Below are 23,913 nucleotides of genomic sequence, written 5' to 3' on the forward strand. Positions count from 1 at the left end.
TCTACACCCCCCTCGACGCCGCGCGTCGGCCGAGCGCGATCTCGTCCAACTGGCCGAGGACCTGCAGGGCCAGGGTGCAGGCGGTGCCGGGCCGGTCGTCGACGATCTGACGGGCGCGCCGGAGCTTCCCCTCGGCGACCGTCAACTGGTCGCTGAGGTCATTGCGCACGGACTCCTCCAGGGCCGGCGCGGGTTCCATCATCTCCTTGCCGAAGAGATGGGACGCCTCGCTGAGCAGCGCCGTGGCGATGTCATTGAGCGTGCGGCTGCGGATCGGCGGCTGTTCGTACAGCCCCGCGGCCGCCACCATGCACTCCACCGTGCGCTCGGTCATGCTCCACGACAGCGGGGTGCCGGTCTGCGTCGACTGCGGATAGACCGCGCGGATGTTGTCCCAGAGATTGGCGCCCGGGCCCGAGGGGATACGGCGCTTCCAGAGGTGGTCCAGAATCTGCTCGGCGAGCCGCAGCAGCCGGTCGTGGGACTCTATGTTCCGCGACAGGGCGCACAGTTGAATGGTGCGCTTGAGCAACTGGGCCGAGAAATCCGTCATGGTCCACTGCATGGGCGGCCCGATGCTCTCGCTGCCCAGCAGCGGCAGCCGCACCCCGGGGTGGTGCAGGGCGATGGCCGGATCCCCGTCGGTCATCCGCCGGGTGATCTTGGCGCGGACCGCGAGCTCCTCCATCACCGCGACGGTGCGCGTCAGATCGTCGTCCGTGGCCCGTCGGCGCACCAGATCCTGCACGAGGATGGCGGCGACCGAGAGACTGAAGTACTCCGATTCCTGCACCCGCGCGGTCGCCCGCCAGGGGATGTCCTCCAGCGGCCAGCGTTCCTCACCGAACCGGGCCACCATCGACCAGTACTGCTGGGTGATCTCCCAGCGCAGCCGCAGCGCCTCCGCCAGCCGCTGCTGCTCGTCGTTGAGCAGCCCGAGGGTGAGGGTGCGCTCGGAGAACAGATCGGCGATGCCGTCGAGGGCCACGACCGTGAAGTACAGATACGGCACCTGGTGCGCCAGCCCCTTGGGCTGCGTCCCGACCGGCTCCGTGGTGTCGACCGGCGGGGCGTCCTGCACGAGCCCCCACGACCAGCCGCACTCCAGGAGGAGATTGTCGTTGTCCAGATCGCCGACCACATTGAGACCCAGGGTGATGTACTCCCGGATGGAGGCGCGCAGCGGCTTGAGGCGCTGCTGGAGCTGGTGCACGACCAGGCGGTTCGACAGCCCGTCCTGGTTCACCAGCGCGCACACCGCGCGGCCCTGCGGGGATTCGGCGTCGAAGAGGTTCACCGTGAAGCTGCGCAGCAGGCTCACCATGGCGGCCGAGAGCCGGGTGCGGGTGGCGGCCTCCAGCTTTTCGGCCATTTCCTGGACGTCCTTGCGGTGCACCTTCCGGGTCAGGACCTTCAGGAAACCCAGCGTCGCCAGCGACAGGGTGATCGACATGGAGTAGGAATCGACGACTCCGAGCGCGCGCTGCTCCGGGGTGAGTTCGGCGGCGGGATCGACGGCGGAGAAATACCGGCCGCCCGCGAAACTCGGAACCGATGCCTCGTCCGTGTGTGTCCGGGTGAAATCCGTTATGGCGCCGATCAACTTCCGCGGAATGTCGATGTTGTTGCCGACCCGCTGCAGGGCGGCCAGGACGTCCGCCGCCGTTTCGTCCGGCGCGTCCAGTCTGAACGCCGGTAATTCCGTCGCCGGATACATCAGACAGAGCAGTCGCTCGGCGTCCTCGACGCTGCTCGAATCACCATCGGTATCGTCCGGGCGCCACACGCCGTGAGGGAACGACTGCCGGGCTACGGCCCGCCAGATCTCCAGCATGTGCTGGCGTGGTTGTATACGCATCCCCCGTACCCCTGCCCCTTTTCCCCGCTGCCCCGCCGTGGTGGAACCGGATGCTGATCCGCCGGTTCTATACGCGCCGTCCGCAGGCCAGAATCATTCCCGTATAACCCGAGCGAATGGGATCCTCGGGCAGTCCTACCCGGCTGATCCGCAGATCTTCGGCGAACGGCGCGAGGGCGCCGCGGACGTCCTTGGCGTCGACGCCGCACGCCGGGAAGAGGAGATCGCCGACCTGGTACCCCTGTGAGTTCTCCATGAACGCGGCGGCGAAGGGCGCGCGCGGGGTCAGCGCCCGGGCGAACGCCGCCACCGCCCCCTCGAACTCCCGGTAGGCGGTGGACATCGACTCGGCCACGAAGAACATCGTGCCGATGCCCCACCGCTCGCGGGGCAGGTCGAACAGGTCCCCCTTGCCGACGGCCGCGGCCGACGCGACGGCCCCCCGGGGGTCGCTGACGGCCCGGTACTCCGGCCGCTCGGTGAACACCTCCCAGAAGGCGCCCCAGTTGGCGGAGAACGCGGCGACCTCCCGCTCCAGCCACAGCACATTCTCCACGGAGTGCTCGTACAGCGTGATATTCGAGCACCACGGCAGGAGGGACAACGCGGGATACAGATTGGTGCCGGCCCCGACATCGATACCGGAATCGGGCCGGTCGGGATGCTTCCGGAAATGCTCGCAGAAGTAGTCGCGAACGGCCTCGATGATCTCTTGGTCTTCCTTCCGGAGGAAGGCGTAGTTGTGCTGGTGGTAAGCCCGGGAGTCGAATGAGTCCCAGGGGGCTTCTCGATTGAGCCCCTTGGTGTATCCCGCGGACGTGAGATCCATCTGTCGATGGTAGCGCTTGGGGGGTGCGGTGACACCCCGGTGGGAGCGGGCGCGTACTGGACAGAACCCGCACCGACGGGTACACCGGCAGCCGGGGTTGGGTAGGGGTGGGGCTTACGCCATTGACCGTGGTGTGCCCGGACCTGTGATCGAATGACGGGGGATCTCGCTCTTCACCCGAAAGGATCAATAGTCGTGGCATCGGCCCACGAAGGGAGCGCGATGAATCCCCTGTCCGACGACAGCGACCACACCTCGTGCCGCACCGCGGCACCCCGCACCGGCGAGCGTTATGCCCCCGGAGTCCGGGAAGTCGCAGAAGGTGACCTTCCGCAACTGCTGCGGCTGGACCGCGCGGTATTCCAGGGCGCCGCCTATCCGTTCTTCGTCATGCGTCAGCTCTTCGACGTGCACCGTGAGCACTTACTCGTTCTGGAGGGCCCTGGAGCCGAGGGGCGCGGTGAGGGGCCCGGGAAAGGGATCGCGCCCGGCGGTCCCCGGCTCGTCGGCTATGTGCTGGCCGGTGTCGTGCCCGGTGGCAAGGACGCCTGGATACTCGGCCTCGGCGTCGAGCCGGCCGAGCGCGGCCACGGGCACGGCAGACGGCTGCTGCGGGCCGGGCTCGCCAGGCTCACCGACCACGGCGTCGGCGAGGTGCGGCTGAGCGTCGAGCCGGCCAACCACGCCGCGATACGGCTCTACCGCTCCTTCGGCTTCACCGAGGCCGGGCGGCGGGACGACTACTTCGGCCCCGACGAGGACCGGCTCCTCATGTCGCTGCTCCTGCGCTGATCCCCGCCGGCCCGAGGGGCGTGGCTCAGGGCTGGAGCCCGCCGATCCGCCCTTCGAGAAGGACGAGGAGCTCGGCGAGGGTCTCCGCGAGCCGGCCCTGGCGCTCCTCACCGAGCCCGGCCAGCAGGGCGCCCTCGTAGGCGACCTGATGCGGGACCAGCCGGTCGATGAGCGCGCCGCCGGGCTCGGTGAGGGACAGATGGGCGACCCGCCGGTCCCGGTCGTCGGCTCGGCGGGCGACGAGTCCGCGCCCTTCGAGCACCCGCAGCCGCTTGGTGACCGCGGCACCCGAGGCGAAGGTCTCCCGCGCGATCTGGCCGGGCGTCAGCTCCCGGCCGGTGCGCCGCAGCGTACCGAGGATGTCGAACTCCCCCCGCGTCAGTCCCTCGCTCGCCAGCGGGGCGTCGGTGGCCTGCTGGAGCAGCGCGGCACAGCGGTTCAGCCTGCCGATCACGGCCATCGGCGCGGTGTCGAGCCCGGGGTGGACCTGCTGCCACTGGCGCAGCACACGCGCGACGATGTCCTCGGCGTCCCCGTCGCCCCTGCCGCCCTTGCCGCTCCCGGCGCTCCCCGCGCTCACGGCGGTCCCGGCGTCGTCCCCGGCGTCATGGCCCACGGTGTCGATCCTCTCCGGTCGGTGCACTGGAGAGTGATTCTGCCGCCTCGCGGGCGACGCGCCGAAGGAGGCCACGACGCGCGCGGTTCACGCGCCGGGCCGTCCCGTCCGCACGCGCCCGCGCGCCACCTGCCGTCCCCTACCCGTCGAACAGCTCCAGCGCGCGGGCCCGGCAGGCCGCCGGGGTGCCCCACGCCGACCGCAGCGCCCGGGCCTTGCCGAGCCACAGGCACACATCGCACTCGGCGGTGTAGCCGATCGCACCGTGCACCTGCAGGGCGGTACGGGCGGCCGCGTACGCCGCGTCGCAGGCGGCGACCTTGGCCGCGGCGATCTCGGCCGGCGCGCCCGGCGCCCCGGACGCGAGGGCCACGGCGGCGCCGTGGAGCAGCGGCCGGGCGAACTCCAGCCCGAGCAGCGCGTCGGCCAGCCGGTGCTTGACCGCCTGGAACGAGCCGATGGCCGCCCCGAACTGGGTGCGCGCCTTGGCGTACGCGACCGTGCGCTCCAGCAGTGCCAGCCCGACCCCGAGCGCCTGCGCGGCGGTCGCGAACGCGGCCCGGTCGGCGGCGTACGCGGCCGCGTCCCGCACCGCGGGGCCGCCCGCGAGCGGCGTTCCGCCGGTGAGCGGGCGCGACAGCCGCCGCGCGGGGTCGAGCGAGGGCTGCACCGGACCGTGGCCGGTGGCGAGCCGCAACACGTCGCCCGTCACCACGAACGTCGCGTCGGCGGCGTCCGCGTCCAGCGCGTACGGGCCACCCGCCGCCAGAGCCACCGTCACCCTCGCCTTTCCGGCGCCGATCCGGGGCAGCCACTCCTCGGCGGGCGCCGGCTCGCCGCGCTCGGCGAGCCGGGACAGCAGAGCCACGGCGGTGACCGTCTCGACCAGCGGCCCGGGCACGGCGTGGCGGCCCAACTCCACAAAGGCGAGGCCCACCTCGACGGGCAGCGGCCCCAGCCCGTCGTAGGCGCGGGGCACGGCGACGGCGAAGACCCCCGCGTCCGCGAGCCGCTCCCACAACGCGAGCCCCGGTCCGTGGTCGCCGCCCGCCCAGGCCCTCACGACCGCCGGGGTGTCGGCGGCGCCCAGCATCCGGTCGAGGGTGCGGCCGAAGGCACTCTGTTCGGCGTCCAGCAGGAACCTCATGCGCGGCGCGTCCCCCTCGGCAGCCCGAGCAGCCGCTCGGCGATGATGTCCCGCTGGATCTCGTTGGTGCCCGCGTAGATGGGCCCGGCCAGGGAGAACGTGTAGCCGTCCGCCCAGGCGCCCCGCGCGGGCGCGTCCGCCGCGCCGTCGGCCAGCTCGCCGTACGGACCGAGCAGGTCGAGGGCCGTTTCATGGAGGGCGAGATCCAGCTCGGACCAGAACACCTTGGTGAGGCTGGACCTCGCGCCCGGCGCGCCGCCTGTGGCCGGGCGCGTGGCGTCCGCGTAGGCGGACAGCTGGTAGGCGCGGGCCCGGATCACGGCGTCGGCGACCCGGTCCCGCAGGGCCGTGTCGCCGGCGTCGGCGCGGTCCCGCCACAGCCCGACGAGCCGGCGCGCGGCGGCGGTGAAGCGGCCGGGGCTGCGCAGGGTCAGCCCCCGTTCGTTCCCGGCCGTGCTCATGGCGACGGACCAGCCCCGCCCGGGCTCGCCGATGACGTCCGCGTCGGGCACGAAGACATCGTCGAGGAAGAGTTCCGCGAAGGCGGGCTTGCCGTCGAGGCGCCGCACGGGCCGCACGGTCACCCCGTCCGCGTCGAGCGGGAACATCACATACGTGAGCCCCCGGTGCGGCCGGTCCGCGTCGGGGTGGGTGCGGAACAGGCCGAACGCGCGGTCGGCGAAGGCAGCCCGCGAGGACCACGTCTTCTGCCCCCTGAGCAGCCAGCCACCCGCCGTGCGCTCCCCGACGGACCGTAAGGAGGCGAGGTCGGACCCGGCCTCCGGCTCGGACCAGGCCTGCGCCCAGATCGTCGCCCCGCTCGCCATGGCGGGCAGGACGCGGGCGCGCTGCTCGTCACTGCCGTGCTCGAAGAGGGTGGGGGCGAGGAGGTGGATGCCGTTCTGGGCGACCCGGGCGGGCGCGCCGGCCGCGTAGTACTCCTCCTCGAAGACCAGCCACTCCAGCAGCGAGCGGTCCCGGCCGCCGTACGCCAGAGGCCAGGACACCGCCGACCAGTGACCGGCGAACAGCGTCCGCTCCCAGGCCCGGTGCTCGGCGAACCCCTCCGCGGTCTCCAGCGAGCGCAGGGGCGCGTGGGGCACATGGGCCGCCAGCCAGTCGCGCGCCTCGTGGCGGAAGGCGTCCTCGGCGGGCGTGAAGTCCAGATCCATCAGCGCTGGGTCCCCCCTTGCCCCTCCGGCTGCGCGGGGGTGTCCGCCCGTGCCTTCATCGCGGCGACGTCCATCCCGCCGAGCGGATCGGCGGCGGTCTCCGCGTTGTGCGCGTGCGCGAGGTGATGGAGGCCGAACACCGCGTCCAGACCGCTGTGCAGCCCCTGGAGGTCCTCGGCCTGGTTGACGGCCCGCTTGGCCAGGGCCAGACCCATGCGCGGCATCTCCGCCACCCGCTCGGCCAACTCGCGGGTGCCCCCGGTGAGTTGCTCGCGGGGCACCACGCGGTTGACCATCCCCACCTCATGCGCCCGCCGTGCGCTCATCCGGTCGCCGGTGAAGAGGAACTCCTTCGCGACCCGGGGCGGCATCACCCACGGGTGGGCGAAGTACTCGACGCCGGGGATGCCCATCCGGACGACCGGGTCAGCGAAGAAGGCGTCCTCGCTCGCCACGATGAGATCGCACACCCAGGCCAGCATCAACCCGCCCGCCACACAGGCCCCTTGGACGGATGCGATCATCGGCTTCGGCAGCTCGCGCCAGCGGCGGCACATGCCCAGATAGACCTCCGACTCGCGGGCGAAGCGGCGCTCCGCGCCCGCCTTGTCGCAGTGGTCCCACCACAGCCCCGCCCGGCGGGCGAAGGGGAGGTCGGCGTCGCGCCCCGGGGAGCCGATGTCATGGCCCGCGGAGAAGTGCCGGCCCGCCCCGGCGAGGACGACGACCTTGACCCCGTCGTCGGCGGCGGCCGCGGCGAAGGCGTCGTCCAGGGCGTAGGTCATCGCGGAATTCTGGGCGTTGCGGTACTCCGGCCGGTTCATGGTGACGGTCGCGACCGGGCCCCGCCGCGCGTAGCGCACCACCGGGCCCGGCGACTCGTCGTCGGGCTCCAAGTCCCGATCCAGGTGGTGGCCGGGGTCATGGTCGGGGGCCATCCGCCACTCCTTCCCTAACAAGTGTTTGGTAGGTTAACGTACGGCCATGAGCAGCGTCGAGGAGTCCGTGGCGCCCGCCGCCCGCCCCGCGGGACCGCCGCCCTATCTCCCCGGTCACGATCTGCTGGCCGGCCGCACCGCCGTCATCACCGCCGCCGCCGGCGCCGGCATCGGCGGCGCCACCGCCCGCCGCTTCCTCGAGGAAGGCGCCCGCGTCGTGCTCGGCGACGCCCACGCGCGCCGGCTGCGGGGGTGCGTCGCGACGCTCGCCGACGAGTTCGGCGCCCGCTCCGTCGCCGGGCTGACCTGCGACGTCACCGACGAGACACAGGTCGCCGCCCTGTTCGACCTCGCCGAGGAGCGGCACGGCGGCCTCGACGTCGTCGTCAACAACGCCGGGCTCGGCGGCACCGCCGATCTGGTGGACATGACCGACGAGCAGTGGGACAAGGTCGTCGACACCACCCTCACCGGCACCTTCCGGTGCACCCGCGCCGCCCTGCGCCGGCTGCGCCACGGCACCGGCGGCGGGGTCGTCGTCAACAACGCCTCCGTCGTCGGCTGGCGGGCCCAGCGCGGCCAGGCCCACTACGCCGCCGCCAAAGCCGGCGTCATGGCCCTCACCCGCTGCGCCGCCGTGGAAGCCGCGGCCTATGGCGTGCGCGTCAACGCCGTCTCCCCGAGCCTGGCCATGCACCCGCACCTGGCGAAGGTCACCACCCCCGAACTGCTCACCGAGCTGACCGGGCGCGAGGCGTTCGGGCGTTACGCCGAGCCCTGGGAGATCGCCAATGTGATCGTCTTCCTCGCCAGCGGCTACTCCTCGTACATGACCGGCGAGACGGTCTCCGTCAGCAGCCAGCGCGCGTGACCGACAATGAGAGAGTGCCGACGAACAGCAGGAAGACCACCGCGAACCCCGCCCCCGAGCGGCGCCGCGAGCTCCTCGCGACCGCTGCCGAGGTGTTCGCCACGCAGGGCTACAACGCCACCACCGTCCGCCGGATCGCCGACGAGGCGGGACTCCTCGCGGGCAGCCTCTACTACCACTTCGACTCCAAGGAGTCGATGCTCGACGAGATCCTCTCCGGCTTCCTGGACGAGCTGTGGACCGGCTACGACGCCGTGCTCGACGCCGGTCTCGGCCCCCGGGAGACCATCGAGGCCCTCGTCACCGAGTCCTTCCGGGAGATCGACCGGCACCGCGCCGCCGTCGCCATCTACCAGAAGGAGTCCCGGCACCTGGTCACCCAGCCCCGCTTCGGCTATCTCGTGGACTCGCAGCGGAAGTTCGAGAAGGCCTGGCTGGGCACGCTGGAGCGCGGCGTGGCCGACGGATCCTTCCGCGCCGACCTCGACATCCGGCTCGCCTACCGCTTCGTGCGCGACACCGTGTGGGTCGCCGCGTCCTGGTACCGGCCGGGCGGGGCGCACAGCCCGGAGGAGATCGCCCGTCAGTACCTGTCGATGGTGCTGGACGGCATCGCCGGGAGGGAACCGGCCGCATAGGGCCCGTACGGGCATCATCTGTCGAAGGAGCAGCCATGGCCGAGGCGTACATCGTCGGAGCGGTACGCACCCCCGTCGGCAAACGGAACGGCGCGCTCGCGTCCGTCCACCCCGCCGACCTCGGAGCGCACGTGCTCACGGCGCTGATGGAGCGTACGGGCGTGGACCCGGGCGCCGTCGAGGACGTCGTCTTCGGCTGTCTCGACGCGGTCGGTCCGCAGGCCGGTGACATCGCCCGGACCAGCTGGCTGGCCGCCGGGCTCCCGGAGGAGGTGCCCGGCGTCACCGTCGACCGGCAGTGCGGCTCCTCCCAGCAGGCCGTCCACTTCGCCGCCCAGGCCGTGCTCTCCGGCACCCAGGACCTGGTCGTCGCGGGCGGCACGCAGAACATGTCGCAGATCCCCATCGGCTACGCCACCCGCCGGGCCACCGAGCCCCTGGGAATGACGGAGGGGCCGTTCGCCGGGTCGCGCGGCTGGCGGGAGCGCTACGGCGACCGGCCCGTCAGCCAGTTCCACGGCGCCGAGCTGATCGCCGAGCGGTGGGGCATCACCCGCCCGGCCATGGAGGACTTCGCCCTCCGCTCGCACCGGCGGGCGGTGCGGGCCATCGACGAGGGCCGCTTCGACCGCGAACTCGTCCCCTACGGCGAGGTGCGCACCGACGAGGGGCCGCGCCGTGACACCACACGGGAGAAGATGGCGGCCCTCGCGCCCGTGATGCCCGGCGGACGGCTGACCGCGGCCCTCTCCTCACAGGTCTCCGACGGTGCGGCGGCCATGCTCCTCGCGAGCGAGCGCGCCGTGCGCGACCACGGGCTGACCCCGCGCGCCCGGATCCACCACCTCTCGGTGCGGGGCGAGGACCCGATCCGGATGCTGTCCGCGCCCATCCCCGCCACCGCGCACGCGCTGAAGAAGACCGGCCTCGCGATGGCCGACCTCGACCTGGTGGAGATCAACGAGGCGTTCGCCCCCGTGGTCCTGGCCTGGCAGCACGAGACGGGCGCCGACCCGGACCGGGTCAATGTCAACGGCGGCGCGATCGCCCTCGGACACCCCCTGGGCGCCACCGGCGTCAAGCTGATGACCACCCTGCTGCACGAACTGGAGCGCACGGGCGGGCGCTACGGCCTCCAGGTGATGTGCGAGGGCGGCGGCCAGGCGAACGTCACGATCATCGAGCGGCTGTGACCGGCGGGAGGCCCGCGAGCGTCTCGTGGGCCTCCCGCATCACGCGCTCCACCAGCTCCGCGCAGGACGGCAGGTCCTCGACGAGGCCCGCGACCTGCCCCGAGGCCATCACCCCGAGGTCCGTACGGCCGTCCACCATGGCGGCCTTGAGCAGCATCGGGGTGTTCGCGGCCAGCAGCACCTGGCTCCAGGTGAGGTCCCTGCCGTGCCGCATCGCCAGCCCGTCGCGCACCATCCGGCGCCAGGTCAGCCCGGAGACCGCGCGGAAGGACGCCGCGTGCCGCACCGCCCGCAGCAGGGCCCGGGCCCGGCCCGAGCGCTCCAGCGCGTCGACGAACGGCGTGCGCAGCATGCGGTGGGGGAGGCCGTCGACCTTCGTGGTGACCGTGACGTCCTGGACGGACGCGGCGAGGTAGGCGGCCTTCACCGCCGCCGGGACCGTGCTGTCGGCCGTGAGCAGGAACCGGGTCCCCATCGCCACCCCCGCCGCCCCGAAGGCGAGGGCGGCGACCAGGCCCCGGCCGTCGTGGAAGCCGCCCGCCGCGACGACCGGGATGTCCACCGCGTCGACCACCTGCGGCAGCAGGACCGTGGTCGCGACGCCCCCGGTGTGGCCGCCGCCCTCGCCCCCCTGCACCACGACCGCGTCAGCGCCCCACGCCGCGACCTTCTCCGCGTGCCGCCGCGCGCCCACGGACGGCAGGACGACGATCCCGGCGTCCTTGAGACGGGCGATCAGATCGCGGGAGGGGGCGAGCGCGAAGGAGGCGACCTTCACGCCCTCGCCGATGATGATCCGCACTCGTTCCTCCGCGTCCCCCGCGTCCGCGCGGAGGTTGACGCCGAACGGGCGGTCGGTGCGCAGGCGCACCTCGCGGACCGCCTCCCTGAGCCGGTCGGGCGTCATGGTCGCGGAGCCCAGGATGCCGAGCGCCCCCGCGTTCGCCGTCGCCGCGACGAGGCGCGGGCCCGCGACCCAGCCCATGCCGGTCTGTACGAGGGGGTGGCGGACCCCGGTCAGGTCGGTGAGCGGAGTCCTCATCGGGGCACCTCCCGCTCGCGCAGTCCGGCCGGGTCGACGACCTCGCGGAGCAGACGCAGTTCCCGGGGGGTCGGCTCCCGGGTGCGCGGCACGTCGTCGGGGACGGTGAGGGGGAAGCCGGTCGCCGCCCGCAGCTCGGCGGGCGTGACCCCGGGGTGCAGGGAGCGCACGCGCATCGTGCGGTCCGGGGTCTCGAAGTCGAGCACGGCCAGATCGGTGACCACGCGGGGGATGTGGTGGAAGCGGGTCGCGGAGGGCCCGGCCGACGCCGCCCGGTCGTAGCCGACGCCGCACACCATGTCGACCCGATCGACCAGCACCCGGGGGGAGTGCCGGGGGATCCAGTAACTGGTGGGGTTGTTGAGGGTGTTGACGGGCGCGCCGCGCACCCCGAGGAGCTGGCGGTCGGGCCGCTTCCAGTCGCCGATGCAGGAGATGTTCTGGTTGCCGTGCCGGTCCAGTTGGCTCGCGCCCATCATCACGTGCCGGCTGCCGCCGGTGACCAGCGCCAGGTGCCGGCGGTAGGGCAGCCACCCCTCGCTCACCCGCGACGCCGCGCCCAGCGCGGGCACGTCACCCATCAGCGTCGCCTCGCCGTCGGTCAGCAGCAGGCCGGGGGAGAAGGTGAGCTTCGCGAGCCGCGCGCCGGCCGTCGGGACGAGTCCCATCGGGGCGGCCAGGATCTCCCCGGCGCCGCGCCACGCCTCCGCGCAGGCGATCACGCAGTACTCGGCACGGGTCACGCCCGCGTCCTCGCTCACGCGCCCTCCCCGGTGAAGGCCGCGACGGCGGCCCGGTAGTCGTCCTCGTCGCCGGACAGGAAGCGGCCCGCGAACTCGCGCCACGCCGCGGGGTCGGCCGCGGCCTTGGCGTACGCGGCCTGGAACGCCTCGTCCCGGTCGTAGTCCGGGGCGCAGGAGGTGAAGTGCGCCCCTCCCGGCGCCTCGACCACCCCGGTGACGCAGTGCCGCGCGATCAGCAGGGTCTGCGGGCCGCCCGCGGGCGCGAAATCGGCGCTGTCCACGACCTGTTCGCAGGAGACGTAGGCCTCGCGGGCGGCCTCGCAGAAGAGATCGTCGAAGTAGGGATCGGGGCCCAGGTACTGGGCGTTGCCCCGCGCGTCCGCCCGGTTGAGGTGGACCAGGGCCGCGTCCAGGGTCAGCGCGGGCACGGCGACGAGCTCCTCCCCGTCCGCGTACGGCGAGACGACCGTCCGCAGGTGGGGGTTGACCGTCATGACGTCGGAGCCGAGACCGGCCCGGACGGGCAGGAAGGGCAGCCGGTGCGCGGCGGCCGTCAGCCCCCACATCAGCATCGCCTCGTCCAGCTCCGTCAGCTCCAGGCGGCCGCTCTGCCGGGCGGCCCGGAAGTGCGGTTCGAGGGGGACGGAGTCGAGCGTGACGAAGGCGGTCACGAGCTTGGCGATCCGCCCCGCCGCCGCCAGCAGGCCCACGTCGGGGCCGCCGTAGGACACCACCGTGAGGTCCCTCAGATCCGAACGCAGCAGGGCCCGTACGAGCGCCATCGGCTTGCGCCGTGAGCCCCAGCCGCCGATGCCGACGGTCATGCCGCTCTCCAGCCGGCCGACGGCCTCGTCGGCTGTCATCAGCTTTCCGACGGTCACGGCTCCTCCTGGGGGTCCGGCACGGATGTCCCCGGCAGTCGGGGCGGCCGGGTTCTCCCGGAGACGAAGGCCTCGCGATGCCGGTCGGCCACGCCGGTGAGCGCGGCCTCGAAGGTGAAGCCCTGCTCGAAGCGGTAGCCGCGGTGGACGTCGACCGGGTCGATGCCGTTGAGCGCGGCCTTGGCGAGACGGATCAGCGAGCCGTCCTTGGCCGCGATCTCGCCCGCCAGCTCCAGGGCCGCCGACAGGAGTTCGCCGGGCGGCACGATGCGCCACACCGAACCGTGCCGGTGCAGCTCCCGCGCGGTGACGGTGCGCGAGGTGTAGTACAGGGTGCGCAGCAGATGCTGGGGCACGAGCCGGGCGAGATGGGTGGCGGCGCCGAGCGCGCCCCGGTCCAGCTCGGGCAGGCCGAAGGTGGCGTCCTCGGCGGCGACGACGGCGTCGGCGTTGCCGACGAGCCCGATCCCGCCGCCGAGGCAGAAGCCCCGCACGGCGGCGACGACCGGCACCTCGCAGTCGTACACGGCCGAGAACGCGGCGGCGCAGCCCCGGTTGGCGCCGATCAGCGCCCGGTGGCCCGGCCCGCGCTGGATCTCCTTGAGGTCGACCCCCGCGTTGAAGCCGCGCCCGGCGGCGGTCAGCACGACGCAGCGGACGGCGGGGTCGGCGCCCGCCGCGCGCACGGCCTCGGCCAGCTCGTACCAGCCGCGCACCGGAACGGCGTTGACGGGCGGGAAGTCCACGGTGACGACGGCGATGCCCGCTTCGGGGCGGGAGGTGGAGACACCCATCAGTGGATCAGCTACCTTTCCACCAAACGTTTGTTAGGGGCGAAGGTAGCAGCGGATCGTCCGGCGCGGGAGGTGGTACGGGATGAGTGGAGCGCTCGACCTGGACGGACGCGTCGCCGTCGTCACCGGCGGAACGCGCGGCGTCGGCGCGGGCATCGCACGGGCGCTGCTGCGCGCCGGGGCACGGGTGGTGGTCTGCGCCCGCCGCCCGCCGGACGAGCCGGTCACGGCCGACGGGCGGACCGCTTGCTTCAGGCCGGTGGACGTACGCCGACCGGCCGCCGTACAGGCCCTGTTCGACGAGCTGGCGTCGGCCTCCGGCCGACTGGACCTGCTGGTCAACAACGCCGGTGGCGCGCCCTTCCGGCTGCTCGACGACGCGGACGCCGAGCGCCACGCGCGCGTACTCGAACTCAACCTCACCGCGCCGCTGACCGTCTCGCTCGCCGCCCACCGGGTGATGCGCCGACAGCCGCACGGCGGCTGCGTCCTGATGATCGGGAGCGTGAGCGGCACCCGCCCGTCACCGGGCACGGCGGCCTACGGCGCCGCCAAGGCCGGGCTGGAACACCTCGCCCGCACGATGGCGGTGGAGTGGGCACCGGCCGTACGCGTCAACACCCTCGTCCTCGGCATGGTCCGCACGGAGTCGGCCCATCTGCACTACGGCGACACGGCGGGCGTCGCCGCCGTCGCCCGCACCGTCCCGGCGGGCCGTCTCGCCGAACCCGACGAGATCGGCGACGCCGTGGTCTTCCTCGCCTCCGACCGCGCGTCCTACATCACCGGCGCGAGTCTCGTCCTCCACGGCGGCGGCGAACGCCCGGCGTTCCTGGCCGCGGCTCGTGCCCACCCTTCGGCCACGTCCTTCGAGGAGCCCTGAGATGACCGGAATCTGCGCGGGCCGCGTCGCCGCCGTCACCGGCGCCGGCCGCGGTCTCGGCCGCGCGCACGCCCTCGCGCTCGCCGCCGAAGGCGCCCGGGTCGTCGTCAACGACCTCGGCGTCGGGCCCGGCGGGGAGGGCGGCTCGGCGGACCCCGCCCAGCACGTCGTCGAGGAGATCCGCGCCCGCGGCGGCGAAGCCGTCGCGCACAGCGGCGACATCGCCACCCCCGAGGGCGCCGCCTCGCTCCTCGCCACGGCCCTCGACACCTACGGTCGCCTCGACGCGCTCGTCAACAACGCCGGGTTCCTGCGCGACCGGATGCTCGTCAACCTCGACGAGGACGACTGGGACGCGGTCCTGCGCGTGCACCTCAAGGGCCATTTCCTGCCGCTCAAGCACGCGGCCGGGTACTGGCGCGCCGAGGCCAGGGCGGGCCGCGCCCGCCGGGCACGCGTCGTCAACACCACCTCCGGCGCGGGGCTGCTGGGCAGCGTGGGACAGGGCAACTACGCCGCCGCCAAGGCCGGGATCGTGGCCCTCACCCTCGTCGCCGCCGCCGAACTGGCCCGCTACGGCGTCCAGGTCAACGCCGTCGCCCCCGCCGCCCGCACCCGCATGACCGAGCGGACGTTCGCCGACGCCATGGCCGCGCCGCCGACCGGATTCGACGCCATGGCCCCCGAGAACGTCTCCCCGCTGGTGGTGTGGCTCGCCTCGGCGGACTCCGTCGGCGTCAGCGGCGAGGTCTTCGAGGCCGAGGGCGGCCGGATCACCGTGATGGAGGGCTGGCACCCCGGCCCCACGGCCGACAAGGGCCATCGCTGGACACCGGCCGAGGCGGGCGGCGCGGTACGGGAGCTGCTGCCGGGGCTGCGGGAGCCGGGAGGGGTGTACGGGGCCGCCCCGTCCGGCGACTGAGCACCAGGGCGGCCCGGGGGCCCTCAGGACACGACGTCCTTCGCCCGGAAGTGCCGGAAGGCGAGGGCGAACAGCACCAGCGCGTACGCCACCGACACCGCCGTCCCCTTGATCATTCCGCCCCACTCCAACTGCGGCTGCAACGCGTCCGCCCACGCGTACTGCCAGTGCGCCGGCAGGAAATCGCGCCAGTGCCCGAGCGCGGTCACCGCGTCCAGCACATTGCCGACGATGGTCAGCCCGACCGCGCCACCCACCGCGCCCAACGGGGCATCCGTGACCGTCGACAGCCAGAACGCCAGCGCCGCCGTGACCAGCTGCCCGACGAAGATGTACGCCACCACGATCGCGAGCCGGCCGACGGCCGTCCCGGCGGGCAGCGCACCGCCGGTGGGGATCTGCAGACCGTCCCAGCCGTACGCCGCCGTGCCCGCCGCCAAGGCCACCACCGGCAGCAGCACCATCGCGGCCGCGCTGAACCCGAGCGCCACGACCAGCTTGCTCAGCAGCAGCCGGGCGCGCGGCACCGGCGCCGCGAGCAGATAGCGCAGCGAGGACCAGCTCGCCTCGGAGGCCACGGCGTCACCGCAGAACAGCGCCACCGGCACCACGAGCAGAAATCCAGCCGAGACGAACAGACAGGTCGCGGCGAAGTTCGCGCCCGAGGCGGTGGCGGTGTCGATCAGCGTCACCCGCCCGTCGCGCCCGCTCGGCTGCCCGCCGATGGCGAACGCCGCGATCAGGACGAACGGCAGCACCGCCAGCACCGCCCCCACCACGAGGGTGCGCCGCCGCCGCAACTGCCGCATCGCCTCCACCCGGAGCGGCAGGGTGTGCCGCGCCCGGTATCCGGGCGCGGACTCGGGGGCCGTGGTCACCGCGGTGCTCATGCCGAGCCTCCGATCAGGGTCAAGAACGCGTCCTCCAGGCGGCGGTGCGGGCCGACCCGCGCCACCGGGATCTCCAACCGCACCAGCTCCACCAGCAGCTCCGGTGCGCCCATGCCGTCGAGCCGCACCAGCAGCCCCTCCTCGCTCCGCACGGCCGAGGCCACGCCGGGCAGCGCCGCCACCTTCTCCGCCGTCACCTCGGGCAGCTCGCCCTCGACGCCGACCAGCAGCGTGTCGCCCGAGCCGACGATCTCCGCGACCGGACCCGCGCTCACGAGCCGGCCGCGGTCCATCACGACCAGGTGCGTACAGCTCTGTTCGACCTCGGCGAGGAGATGGCTGGAGACGATGACGGTACGGCCGGCGGCCGCGTACCGGATCATCACCTCGCGCATCTCCCGGATCTGCGGCGGGTCGAGCCCGTTGGTCGGTTCGTCCAGGATCAGCAGATCCGGCAGGCCGAGCATGGCCTGCGCGATCGCGAGACGCTGCCGCATGCCCTGGGAGTAGGTCCGTACCGCCCGCTCCAGCGCGGAGCCGAGGCCGGCGATCTCCAGGGCCTCCTCCAGGTGCGCGTCCTCGGCCGGTCGGCCCGTCGCCTGCCAGTACAGATCGAGATTGGCCCGGCCGGACAGGTGCGGCAGGAACCCCGCGCCCTCCACGAACGCCCCGACCCGCGACAGCACCGGCGCACCCGGCCGGATCGCGTGCCCGAAGACGCGGATCTCGCCCTCGTCGGGACGGATGAGACCCATGAGCATGCGCAGGGTGGTGGTCTTGCCCGCACCGTTCGGGCCGAGCAGCCCCAGCACCTGGCCCCGCTCGACACGGAAGGACAGCTCTCGTACCGCGTACCGGTCGGCGGACTTGGCGTACCGCTTGCTCAGGCCGGTGATCTGCAACGGCACCTCGGCGAGCGCCGGGTCGGGCGCGGGCGGCGCGGTGCGGCGGCGACCGGTCAGCAGCAGGGCCGCCGCGACGGCCGCGCCGCCGAGCGGCAACCCCCATGTCCACCAGGGGAGGGCGGAGGAGCCGGTCCGCACGCCGGGCGCGGTCGGCACGCTCAAGGCTCCGCCCGCGAGCGCGACGGTGTACGCGGCGGGCCGGGCCGGGGAGGCGTAGCCCAGGTCGGTGGCGGCGAGGACGAGCCGCATCCGGTGACCGGACTCGAAGGTGTGGTCGATGGCGGGCAGCTTGAGCTCGACGGTGCGGCCCCCCTTCGCATCGGTGACGCGGACGGGCGTGACGAGCTGTCCGGGCAGCACCTGCTGCCCGTCCGGCCCGACGTCGTAGACCTTGGCGAAGAGAACGGCCTCCCCGGTGTCCGAGGAGATCCTCGTCCGCACGGTCGGGGAGCCGGTGACGCGGACGCCCTCGGTGAGCCGGGCCGAGTCGAAACGCGCGTGCTGGCCGGGGAAGTCGAGGGAGACACCGACGCCGAGGCCCGACAGCCGGTTCAGCGAACCGATGCCCGGCACCGCGGAGATCGCGGGCGGTGCCGCCCCCGCCGGGTTGCCGAACGACTGCTCGCGCCCGGTCAGCTCGATCGCGCGCGGGTCGCCGCGCAGCCCCGGATAGCGGTCCCCGCTCGCGCCGCGCAGCTGCGCCTTGCCGTCGGTGGTGTCGATGCCGCCGGTTCTGCTGACGCGGAACGCGGGCCCGGTGCCCGCGCTCTCGTCGTCCTTGAGGTAGCGGTCGAACCACGCGCGCGTGCGCCGCGCGATCCGGTCGTTCTCGTCCGCCCCGCCGTCGTGGCCACCGGCGATCCAGTCGACGGAGACGGGCGCGCCGTTGCGGGCGATGGCCTTGGCCGCCGCGTCGGACTGGTCGAGGGGGAAGAGCGAGTCGGTCTGCCCCTGGACGAGGAGGGTGGGCACCTTGATCCGGCCGGCGACGGCGGAGGGGCTGCGGCTCTCCAGCAGCTCCCGTGCCCGCGCGTCCGGCTTCCCCTCGACGGCCACCCGCTCGTACATCTCGCACAGCGTCTTCTCGAACCGGCCGCAGCCGGAGAACCGGGCGGTGGCTCCCGCCTTGCGGGCCGGGCCGTCACCGACGGCCGGCGCGGGGCGGCTCGGCATGGCGCCGGCCGACGTGGTGCCGGTGGTGAAGAAGATCCCGGACCAGAGTTTCTTGAAGACGTCGTTCGGGAAGAGCGAGTCGGCGAGGTTCCAGTAGGTGATCTGCGGGGCGATGGCGTCGACGCGCTTGTCGTGCCCGGCCGCCAGGAGCGCGGCGGCGCCGCCGTAGGAGGCGCCCGCGATACCGACCCTGGGGTCGCCCGCCTTGTCGAGCCGCACCTCCGGCCGCCGCGCCAGCCAGTCGATCAGCCGGCTCACATCGGCGACCTCATGGCCCGGGTCGTTGAGGCCGATACGGCCCGTGGACCGCCCGAAGCCACGCGCGGACCAGGTCAGCACCGCGTAGCCGTCGCGCGCCAGTTCCTCCGCCCTCTCGCGCAGATCGGTCTTGCTGCCCCCGAAGCCGTGCGCGAGCAGCACGGCCGGTCTGCGGGTGTCGGTGTCACCGGAGGTGAAGTACGACGTGTCGATGCGGACCGGACCCGAGCGCTCGGCGCCCGGGGCGTCGGGCATCGAAAGGAACCGGTCCTCGCGGTGCACGGCGGCGTCCGACCCGGTGGCCGCGGCCACGGTCCAGGTACCTGCACCGACGAGTACGGCGCCGGCGGCCGTGGCGGCCAGCAGCCGGTCGCGTCCGGACCGAGGGCGCCGGGGGAAACGCAGCTTCATGCCCGAATGCTAAGCGGAGCCGTCGTCCACCTGCGCCGCCGACAGGAGGAGCGGTATCCCCTCCGCGCGGCGTACAACCCCCGGCGCCCGTACCGCGGGCGTGGTACGGGCGGCCCGGGGCGGTCGCCCGGCGCGATCAGCCGTCCGCCTCGGCTGCCTCGTCCGCCATGGCGGCGAGCCGGGTGACGGTGTTCCAGTTGCGGGCGGTGCCGTCCTCGCCCAGGCGCCGACCCGTCATGAGCTTCGCCAGCTTGGAGTCCCGGATGCCGTCCGGGCAGATCAGATACACCTCGCGCTCCCCGAGGACGAACTCGTCGGGCGCGTACGCGCCCGGATCGAGGTCCGCGAAGGCATCCGGGCGGGCGGTGCCGGAGGGGCCGGAGAGGAAGACCACCAGGAACCGCGCGGGATCGATCGCGCGGTCGGCGAACGGATTGGCGTCAACGACACGGCGCAGGTTCACTCCCTCGCGCACGAAGCAGCGTACGGACAGGCCCAGCTCACGCGCGATGGCCTCCTCGAGCCCGGCCGCCAGGGCGTCCGGGTCGGAGCCCGGGTGGGTGAAGACCGCGTTGCCGCTGTTGAGGTGGGTGCGCACCGAACCGCAGCCCAGGCCGGACAGCAGATCGCGCAAGGTCCGCATGGGAACGTGCTGTTTGGTGCCCACGTTGATGCCGCGTAGGAGAGCCACGTACGTTGTCACCCCCTCACCGTAATATGACGCGCATCACTGACGTGAGCGGCATGTGAGGGGCGATCGCATGGTGCACAGGGCTCGGTACGGGGGATTCGCGGCGCGGGCCGCGCGGGCGCTGGCGGCGTTCGCGTTGCTGCTGCCGGTGGTGGGGGCGCAGACGGCCGGGGCGGGGCCCGCGCACGCCCGCGCGGCGGACAATCCGGCCCGGGTGGTCAAGGAAGCGCGGGTCGACGACCGGACGCTCGATCTGGCGGTCTCCTCGCCCGACACCGGGGCGCTGGTCAAGTGGGTGCGCCTGCTGCTGCCCAAGGGCTGGTCCAAGGACGCGTCACGGACCTGGCCCACCCTCTGGCTGCTGCACGGCGGCGCGGGCAACCATCTGGACTGGACCGCCCATACGCACATCGAGGAGCTCACCGCCGACCGGGACGCGATCGTCGTCATGCCGGAGACCAGCGGGTGCAGTGGCTACAGCAATTGGTACAACGGCGGCAGATGGGGCGCCCCGGCCTGGGAGACGTATCTGCTCGACCAGGTCCGGCCGCTGCTGGAGCGGGACTACCGCGCCGGGTCGCGGCGAGCCGTCGCGGGGCTGTCCATGGGCGGCCAGGGAGCGCTGAAGTTCACGGCCACGCGCCCCGGTCTGTTCAGCGCGGCCGCCTCGTACAGTGGCGCCGTCAACCCCCTCTACAAGTCACCCGACGGCGGTTTCGACGGGCCCGACGCGGTGAAGGTCGGCGGCCTCACGTGCCTGACCGACTGGAAGCGCCTGTGGGGCGAGCCCGGTTACCCCTTCGACACGAACGACCCGGCCGATCTGCGCGAGCAGTGGCTGTGGAAGCGCAACAGCCCGCTGGAGCGGGCCGCCGAGCTCGCGGGCACCCCGCTCTACGTCTCCTACGGCAACGGCGCCGAGAAGGGCGCGGGCTGGACGTGGGGCGACCCGCCCCCGTCCGCCGCGCGCTGCACGGACCCGGCCGCACACGGCACGGACGACCAGGTCGAGCGCGCCGTCTTCGGTATGAACCAGCAGCTGCGCGCCGAGCTCGCGCGGCTCGGCGTCCCGGCCACGGTGTGCGCGTCGACCGGCGGGCACACCTGGCGCTATTGGGAGCGTGAGCTGGTGGCATCGTTCCCGATGCTGATGAAGGCCATCGGGGCCTGAAGTTCTCGACCGCCGGACGGGCACCACGCAGCCCGTCCGGCGATTGAGGACAAGAAACGCTCAGCCCCGCGTCAGTCGCAGGGTGACGATCTCGAAGGGCCGCAGGGACAGCACCACGACGTCCCCGTCCGTCGTGGCGGCGGCCACAGGACGCTCCAGCAGGTCGCACACGGACACCGACGCCGTCGGGAACCCCGCGGTCAGCCGCGCACGGGCCCGCCCGCCCAGCGACTCGTACAGCCGCACCACCACATCCCCGCTGCCGTCGTCCGCGAGCTTGATCGCGGAGATGACGACCGCGTCGTCGGACACCGACACGAGCGGCTCCACCCCCGCGGAACCCGGCACCCTCCGCTCCGGCAGATTGATCCGGTACCCCTCACGCACCGCGTCCCCCAACGATGCGCCCGGCACCAGCGCGTACCGGAACCGGTGGATGCCCTGGTCGGTGCGCGGGTCGGGGAAGCGCGGCGCCCGCAGCAGCGAGAGCCGCAGCGTGGTCGTGGTCCCGGTGTCGGCGTCGCGCACGGTGCGCGTCACGTCGTAGCCGTACGTCGAGTCGTTGACCACCGCCACCCCCCAACCCGGCTCCTGCAGATGCACGAACCGGTGCGCGCACGCCTCGAACTTGGCCGCGTCCCAGCTGGTGTTGGTGTGCGTGGGGCGGTAGAGATGGCCGAACTGGGTCTCGGCGGCCGTGCGATCGGCATGCAGATCGAGGGGGAAGGCGGCCTTGAGGAACTTCTCCGTCTCGTGCCAGTCGACCTCCGTCTCGATGTCCAGCCGCCGCACCCCCGGGGGAAGGGAGAGCAACTGCTCGACCCGTGAGGAGCCGAAGGCCCGGACGACCCGCAGTGCCCCCTCGTCCGTCGGCTCCAGCGTCTCGACGTCCGTCAGGTCCGTGACGGTGTTCCGGTAGAAGTGGTCCACGTCCCAGGCGTCCCACATGTTCGGGAGGTCCGGGTGCAGTTGCAGCAGGTTGGCCGCCGTCCCCGGTGCGATCGTCTCCCGGTCCGCCGCCGGGTCGTACACGGAGACCACGAGCCCGCGCCCGTCGACCTCGACCCGCAGCAGGCCGTTGTCGAGCGTGAAACCACCGCCCTCGCGCGCCCGGACCGTCGGCGGGGCGGGGTCGGGGTCGCCGTCGGGGGACCCGACCAGGGCGCCACCGTGGGCCACCGCGCCGCCCCGCCCGTGCGGCGCCGCGTTGAACACCACCGTCCCACCGGCCGGGGCATCACCCGCGAGCGCCGCCAGCGCGTCCCCGACGATCGATTCCAGCTCGGCCGTGACCGCCCGGTAGGTCGCCGCCGCTTCCCGGTGCACCCACGCGATCGAGGTGCCCGGCAGGATGTCGTGGAACTGGTGCAGCAGCACCGTCTTCCACAGCCGGTCCAGCGCCTCGTACGGATAGCGGAACCCGGCCCGTACGGCCGCCGTCGCGGCCCACAGCTCCGCCTCGCGCAGCAGGTGCTCCGAGCGGCGGTTGCCCTGCTTGGTCTGCGCCTGACTGGTGAGCGTCGCCCGGTGCAGCTCCAGATACAGCTCGCCCACCCACACCGGCGCGTGCCCGTACTCCGCGTGCGCCTTCTCGAAGAACGCCGACGGCCGCTCGAAGACGACCCTCGCCGAACCCTCCAGATCCGCCAGCCGCTTCGCCCGCGCCACCATCTCGCGCGTCGTCCCCCCGCCGCCGTCGCCCCAGCCCGTCGGTGCGAGGGAGCGGGTCGCACCGCCCTTCTCCTGGAAATTGCGGACCGCGTGCGCCACCTCCTGCCCCGACAGCCGCGAGTTGTAGGTGTCGATCGGCGGGAAGTGGGTGAACACCCGGGTGCCGTCCAGGCCCTCCCACCAGAACGTGTGATGGGGGAACTTATTGGTCTGGCTCCACGAGATCTTCTGCGTCAGGAACCACTTGGCACCCGCCAGCCTCACCAGCTGCGGCAGCGCCGCCGAGTAGCCGAAGGTGTCCGGCAGCCACACCTCCTCCGTCTCGATCCCGAACTCCTCCAGGAAGAAGCGCTTGCCGTGCACGAACTGCCGTGCCAGCGCCTCCGACCCCGGCATGTTCGTGTCGGACTCCACCCACATGCCGCCCACCGGCACGAACCGGCCCTCCGCGACGGCCTTCTTCACCCGGGCGTACACCTCCGGCCGGTGCTCCTTGATCCACGCGAACTGCTGGGCCTGCGACATGGCGTAGACGAAGTCCGGCTCGTCCTCCAGCAGAGCGGTCATATTGGCGGTGGTCCGGGCGACCTTCCGCACGGTCTCGCGCAGCGGCCACAGCCACGCCGAGTCGATGTGCGCGTGCCCGACCGCGCTGATCCGGTGCGCGGAGGCGTGCGCGGGCGCGGACAGCACGCCGGTGAGCTGTTCGCGGGCCCGCTCCGCGCTCCCGCCGACGTCCTGGAGGTCGACGGCGTCCAGGGCCCGCTCGACCGCCCGCAGGATTTCCCAGCGGCGCGGCGAGTCCACCGACAGCTCGGCCATCAGCTCACCCAGCACCTCCAGGTCCTGGACCAACTCCCACACCACCCGGTCCAGGACGGCCAGATCCATCCGGGCCAGCCGGTAGCGCGGCGCGTCGTCCGCCGTCAGCCGGTCCCCCAGCTCGGTCGGCACGAACGGGTGGTAGTCCATGATCACGGGGTTGGACGAGGCCTCGATGTGCAGCAGCACCTCCTCGCCGCCGGTGACCGACTCGCCGATCCGCACCCACTGATTGCGGGGGTTGAGGCCCTTCACGGGTGAGCCGTCCGGCCGGTAGACGAGCCCCTCGCACTGGAAGCCCGGCATGTTCTCGTCGAACCCCAGGTCCAGCAGCGCCTCGACGGTCCGGCCCGCCCACTCCTCGGGCACGGTCCCGGCGACCGTGAACCAGCTGGTGCCCCACGGCGGGCCCCACGGCGCGCCGACCTCGATCGGCTCGCGCCCGGCCGCGAGGCCCTCGGCGACGGGCACGGGCTCGCCGGGCGCGTGCCACACGGTGACGGTCAGCGGTACCGACTCGGGATACACGGCGGGCCGGATGCGCTCGTCCAGCACCCGCTTGAGTCGGGCTTCGGTGACGGTGCGGTCGTTGTGCATGGGCG

General features: G+C 73.2%; 21 protein-coding genes. 7 read left to right on the plus strand and 14 right to left on the minus strand.

All coding sequences use genetic code 11. The features are described from left to right. Nucleotide 1: 1 nt before the first annotated feature. Nucleotides 2-1,858, minus strand: a complete 1,857-nt coding sequence (locus AB8O64_RS31580; RefSeq protein ID WP_370422939.1) for an SCO2524 family protein — start codon at nucleotides 1,856-1,858, stop codon at nucleotides 2-4. Nucleotides 1,859-1,925: 67 nt separating this feature from the next. Next, nucleotides 1,926-2,687: an SCO2525 family SAM-dependent methyltransferase gene (locus tag AB8O64_RS31585; protein ID WP_370422940.1), complete on the minus strand. Its 762-nt coding sequence runs from the start codon at nucleotides 2,685-2,687 to the stop codon at nucleotides 1,926-1,928. Between the two features lie 222 nt (nucleotides 2,688-2,909). Here AB8O64_RS31585 and AB8O64_RS31590 point away from each other — a divergent pair, with 222 nt between their 5' ends. Further along, the gene (locus AB8O64_RS31590; RefSeq protein WP_370422942.1) at nucleotides 2,910-3,479 is read left to right on the plus strand and encodes a GNAT family N-acetyltransferase; all 570 of its coding nucleotides are present in this window, start codon (nucleotides 2,910-2,912) and stop codon (nucleotides 3,477-3,479) included. Nucleotides 3,480-3,504: 25 nt separating this feature from the next. On the opposite strand, the gene AB8O64_RS31595 is transcribed toward AB8O64_RS31590, so the two are convergent. The 4 genes from AB8O64_RS31595 to AB8O64_RS31610 form a co-directional block, all read right to left on the minus strand. Then, nucleotides 3,505-4,059: a MarR family winged helix-turn-helix transcriptional regulator gene (locus AB8O64_RS31595; RefSeq protein WP_370424031.1), complete on the minus strand. Its 555-nt coding sequence runs from the start codon at nucleotides 4,057-4,059 to the stop codon at nucleotides 3,505-3,507. A gap of 175 nt (nucleotides 4,060-4,234) precedes the next feature. Next, entirely contained in the window at nucleotides 4,235-5,242 is a 1,008-nt protein-coding gene (locus AB8O64_RS31600; RefSeq protein ID WP_370422944.1) for an acyl-CoA dehydrogenase family protein, read from the minus strand. Beyond that, a complete protein-coding gene (locus tag AB8O64_RS31605) occupies nucleotides 5,239-6,414 on the minus strand; it encodes an acyl-CoA dehydrogenase family protein (protein WP_370422945.1) in 1,176 nt (391 codons plus the stop codon). The genes AB8O64_RS31600 and AB8O64_RS31605 overlap by 4 nt, the downstream gene beginning before the upstream one ends. Continuing rightward, nucleotides 6,414-7,352, minus strand: a complete 939-nt coding sequence (locus AB8O64_RS31610; protein ID WP_370422947.1) for an enoyl-CoA hydratase — start codon at nucleotides 7,350-7,352, stop codon at nucleotides 6,414-6,416. Before AB8O64_RS31610 ends, AB8O64_RS31605 begins: the two co-directional genes overlap by 1 nt. 46 nt (nucleotides 7,353-7,398) lie before the next feature. On the opposite strand from AB8O64_RS31610, the gene AB8O64_RS31615 reads away from it, so the two are divergent. Genes AB8O64_RS31615 through AB8O64_RS31625 form a run of 3 tightly spaced genes read left to right on the plus strand, consistent with a single transcriptional unit; the run spans nucleotide 7,399 to nucleotide 10,054 of the window. Continuing rightward, complete coding sequence (locus AB8O64_RS31615) at nucleotides 7,399-8,223, plus strand: SDR family oxidoreductase (RefSeq protein WP_370422949.1); 825 nt, start codon at nucleotides 7,399-7,401, stop codon at nucleotides 8,221-8,223. A gap of 14 nt (nucleotides 8,224-8,237) precedes the next feature. After that, nucleotides 8,238-8,861 (plus strand): TetR/AcrR family transcriptional regulator, encoded by a 624-nt coding sequence (locus AB8O64_RS31620; RefSeq protein WP_356451881.1) that lies wholly within the window; start codon nucleotides 8,238-8,240, stop codon nucleotides 8,859-8,861. A 35-nt stretch (nucleotides 8,862-8,896) separates the two neighbouring features. Further along, nucleotides 8,897-10,054: an acetyl-CoA C-acetyltransferase gene (locus AB8O64_RS31625; protein WP_370422951.1), complete on the plus strand. Its 1,158-nt coding sequence runs from the start codon at nucleotides 8,897-8,899 to the stop codon at nucleotides 10,052-10,054. On the opposite strand, the gene AB8O64_RS31630 is transcribed toward AB8O64_RS31625, so the two are convergent. Genes AB8O64_RS31630 through AB8O64_RS31645 form a run of 4 tightly spaced genes read right to left on the minus strand, consistent with a single transcriptional unit; the run spans nucleotide 10,038 to nucleotide 13,514 of the window. Then, entirely contained in the window at nucleotides 10,038-11,096 is a 1,059-nt protein-coding gene (locus AB8O64_RS31630) for an NAD(P)H-dependent flavin oxidoreductase (RefSeq protein WP_370422952.1), read from the minus strand. The genes AB8O64_RS31625 and AB8O64_RS31630 overlap by 17 nt on opposite strands. Then, nucleotides 11,093-11,857, minus strand: a complete 765-nt coding sequence (locus AB8O64_RS31635) for a CoA-transferase subunit beta (protein WP_370422954.1) — start codon at nucleotides 11,855-11,857, stop codon at nucleotides 11,093-11,095. The genes AB8O64_RS31630 and AB8O64_RS31635 overlap by 4 nt, the downstream gene beginning before the upstream one ends. Then, the gene (locus AB8O64_RS31640; RefSeq protein ID WP_370424032.1) at nucleotides 11,854-12,702 is read right to left on the minus strand and encodes a CoA transferase subunit A; all 849 of its coding nucleotides are present in this window, start codon (nucleotides 12,700-12,702) and stop codon (nucleotides 11,854-11,856) included. The genes AB8O64_RS31635 and AB8O64_RS31640 overlap by 4 nt, the downstream gene beginning before the upstream one ends. A 14-nt stretch (nucleotides 12,703-12,716) precedes the next feature. Next, complete coding sequence (locus AB8O64_RS31645; protein ID WP_370422956.1) at nucleotides 12,717-13,514, minus strand: enoyl-CoA hydratase family protein; 798 nt, start codon at nucleotides 13,512-13,514, stop codon at nucleotides 12,717-12,719. Between the two features lie 82 nt (nucleotides 13,515-13,596). Here AB8O64_RS31645 and AB8O64_RS31650 point away from each other — a divergent pair, with 82 nt between their 5' ends. After that, nucleotides 13,597-14,397: an SDR family oxidoreductase gene (locus tag AB8O64_RS31650; protein ID WP_370422957.1), complete on the plus strand. Its 801-nt coding sequence runs from the start codon at nucleotides 13,597-13,599 to the stop codon at nucleotides 14,395-14,397. Nucleotide 14,398: 1 nt separating this feature from the next. Beyond that, entirely contained in the window at nucleotides 14,399-15,319 is a 921-nt protein-coding gene (locus tag AB8O64_RS31655; protein WP_370422959.1) for an SDR family oxidoreductase, read from the plus strand. A gap of 23 nt (nucleotides 15,320-15,342) precedes the next feature. Here the strand turns inward: AB8O64_RS31655 and AB8O64_RS31660 are convergent, their stop codons facing one another. The 3 genes from AB8O64_RS31660 to AB8O64_RS31670 form a co-directional block, all read right to left on the minus strand. Continuing rightward, nucleotides 15,343-16,209, minus strand: a complete 867-nt coding sequence (locus AB8O64_RS31660) for an ABC transporter permease (RefSeq protein WP_370422961.1) — start codon at nucleotides 16,207-16,209, stop codon at nucleotides 15,343-15,345. Beyond that, nucleotides 16,206-18,956: an alpha/beta fold hydrolase gene (locus tag AB8O64_RS31665; RefSeq protein ID WP_370422963.1), complete on the minus strand. Its 2,751-nt coding sequence runs from the start codon at nucleotides 18,954-18,956 to the stop codon at nucleotides 16,206-16,208. Before AB8O64_RS31665 ends, AB8O64_RS31660 begins: the two co-directional genes overlap by 4 nt. Before the next feature lie 136 nt (nucleotides 18,957-19,092). After that, on the minus strand, nucleotides 19,093-19,659 hold the full coding sequence (locus AB8O64_RS31670) for a DUF1697 domain-containing protein (protein ID WP_370422964.1): 567 nt from the start codon (nucleotides 19,657-19,659) through the stop codon (nucleotides 19,093-19,095). Nucleotides 19,660-19,717: 58 nt separating this feature from the next. On the opposite strand from AB8O64_RS31670, the gene AB8O64_RS31675 reads away from it, so the two are divergent. Then, entirely contained in the window at nucleotides 19,718-20,818 is a 1,101-nt protein-coding gene (locus AB8O64_RS31675; RefSeq protein WP_370422966.1) for an alpha/beta hydrolase, read from the plus strand. A gap of 60 nt (nucleotides 20,819-20,878) precedes the next feature. On the opposite strand, the gene AB8O64_RS31680 is transcribed toward AB8O64_RS31675, so the two are convergent. Continuing rightward, nucleotides 20,879-23,908 (minus strand): alpha-mannosidase, encoded by a 3,030-nt coding sequence (locus AB8O64_RS31680; protein WP_370422968.1) that lies wholly within the window; start codon nucleotides 23,906-23,908, stop codon nucleotides 20,879-20,881. Between the last annotated feature and the right edge of the window lie 5 nt (nucleotides 23,909-23,913).

Origin of the sequence: Streptomyces sp. QH1-20 (genome assembly GCF_041283565.1) — a bacterium.
In the GTDB taxonomy this organism is placed as follows: domain Bacteria; phylum Actinomycetota; class Actinomycetes; order Streptomycetales; family Streptomycetaceae; genus Streptomyces; species Streptomyces syringius.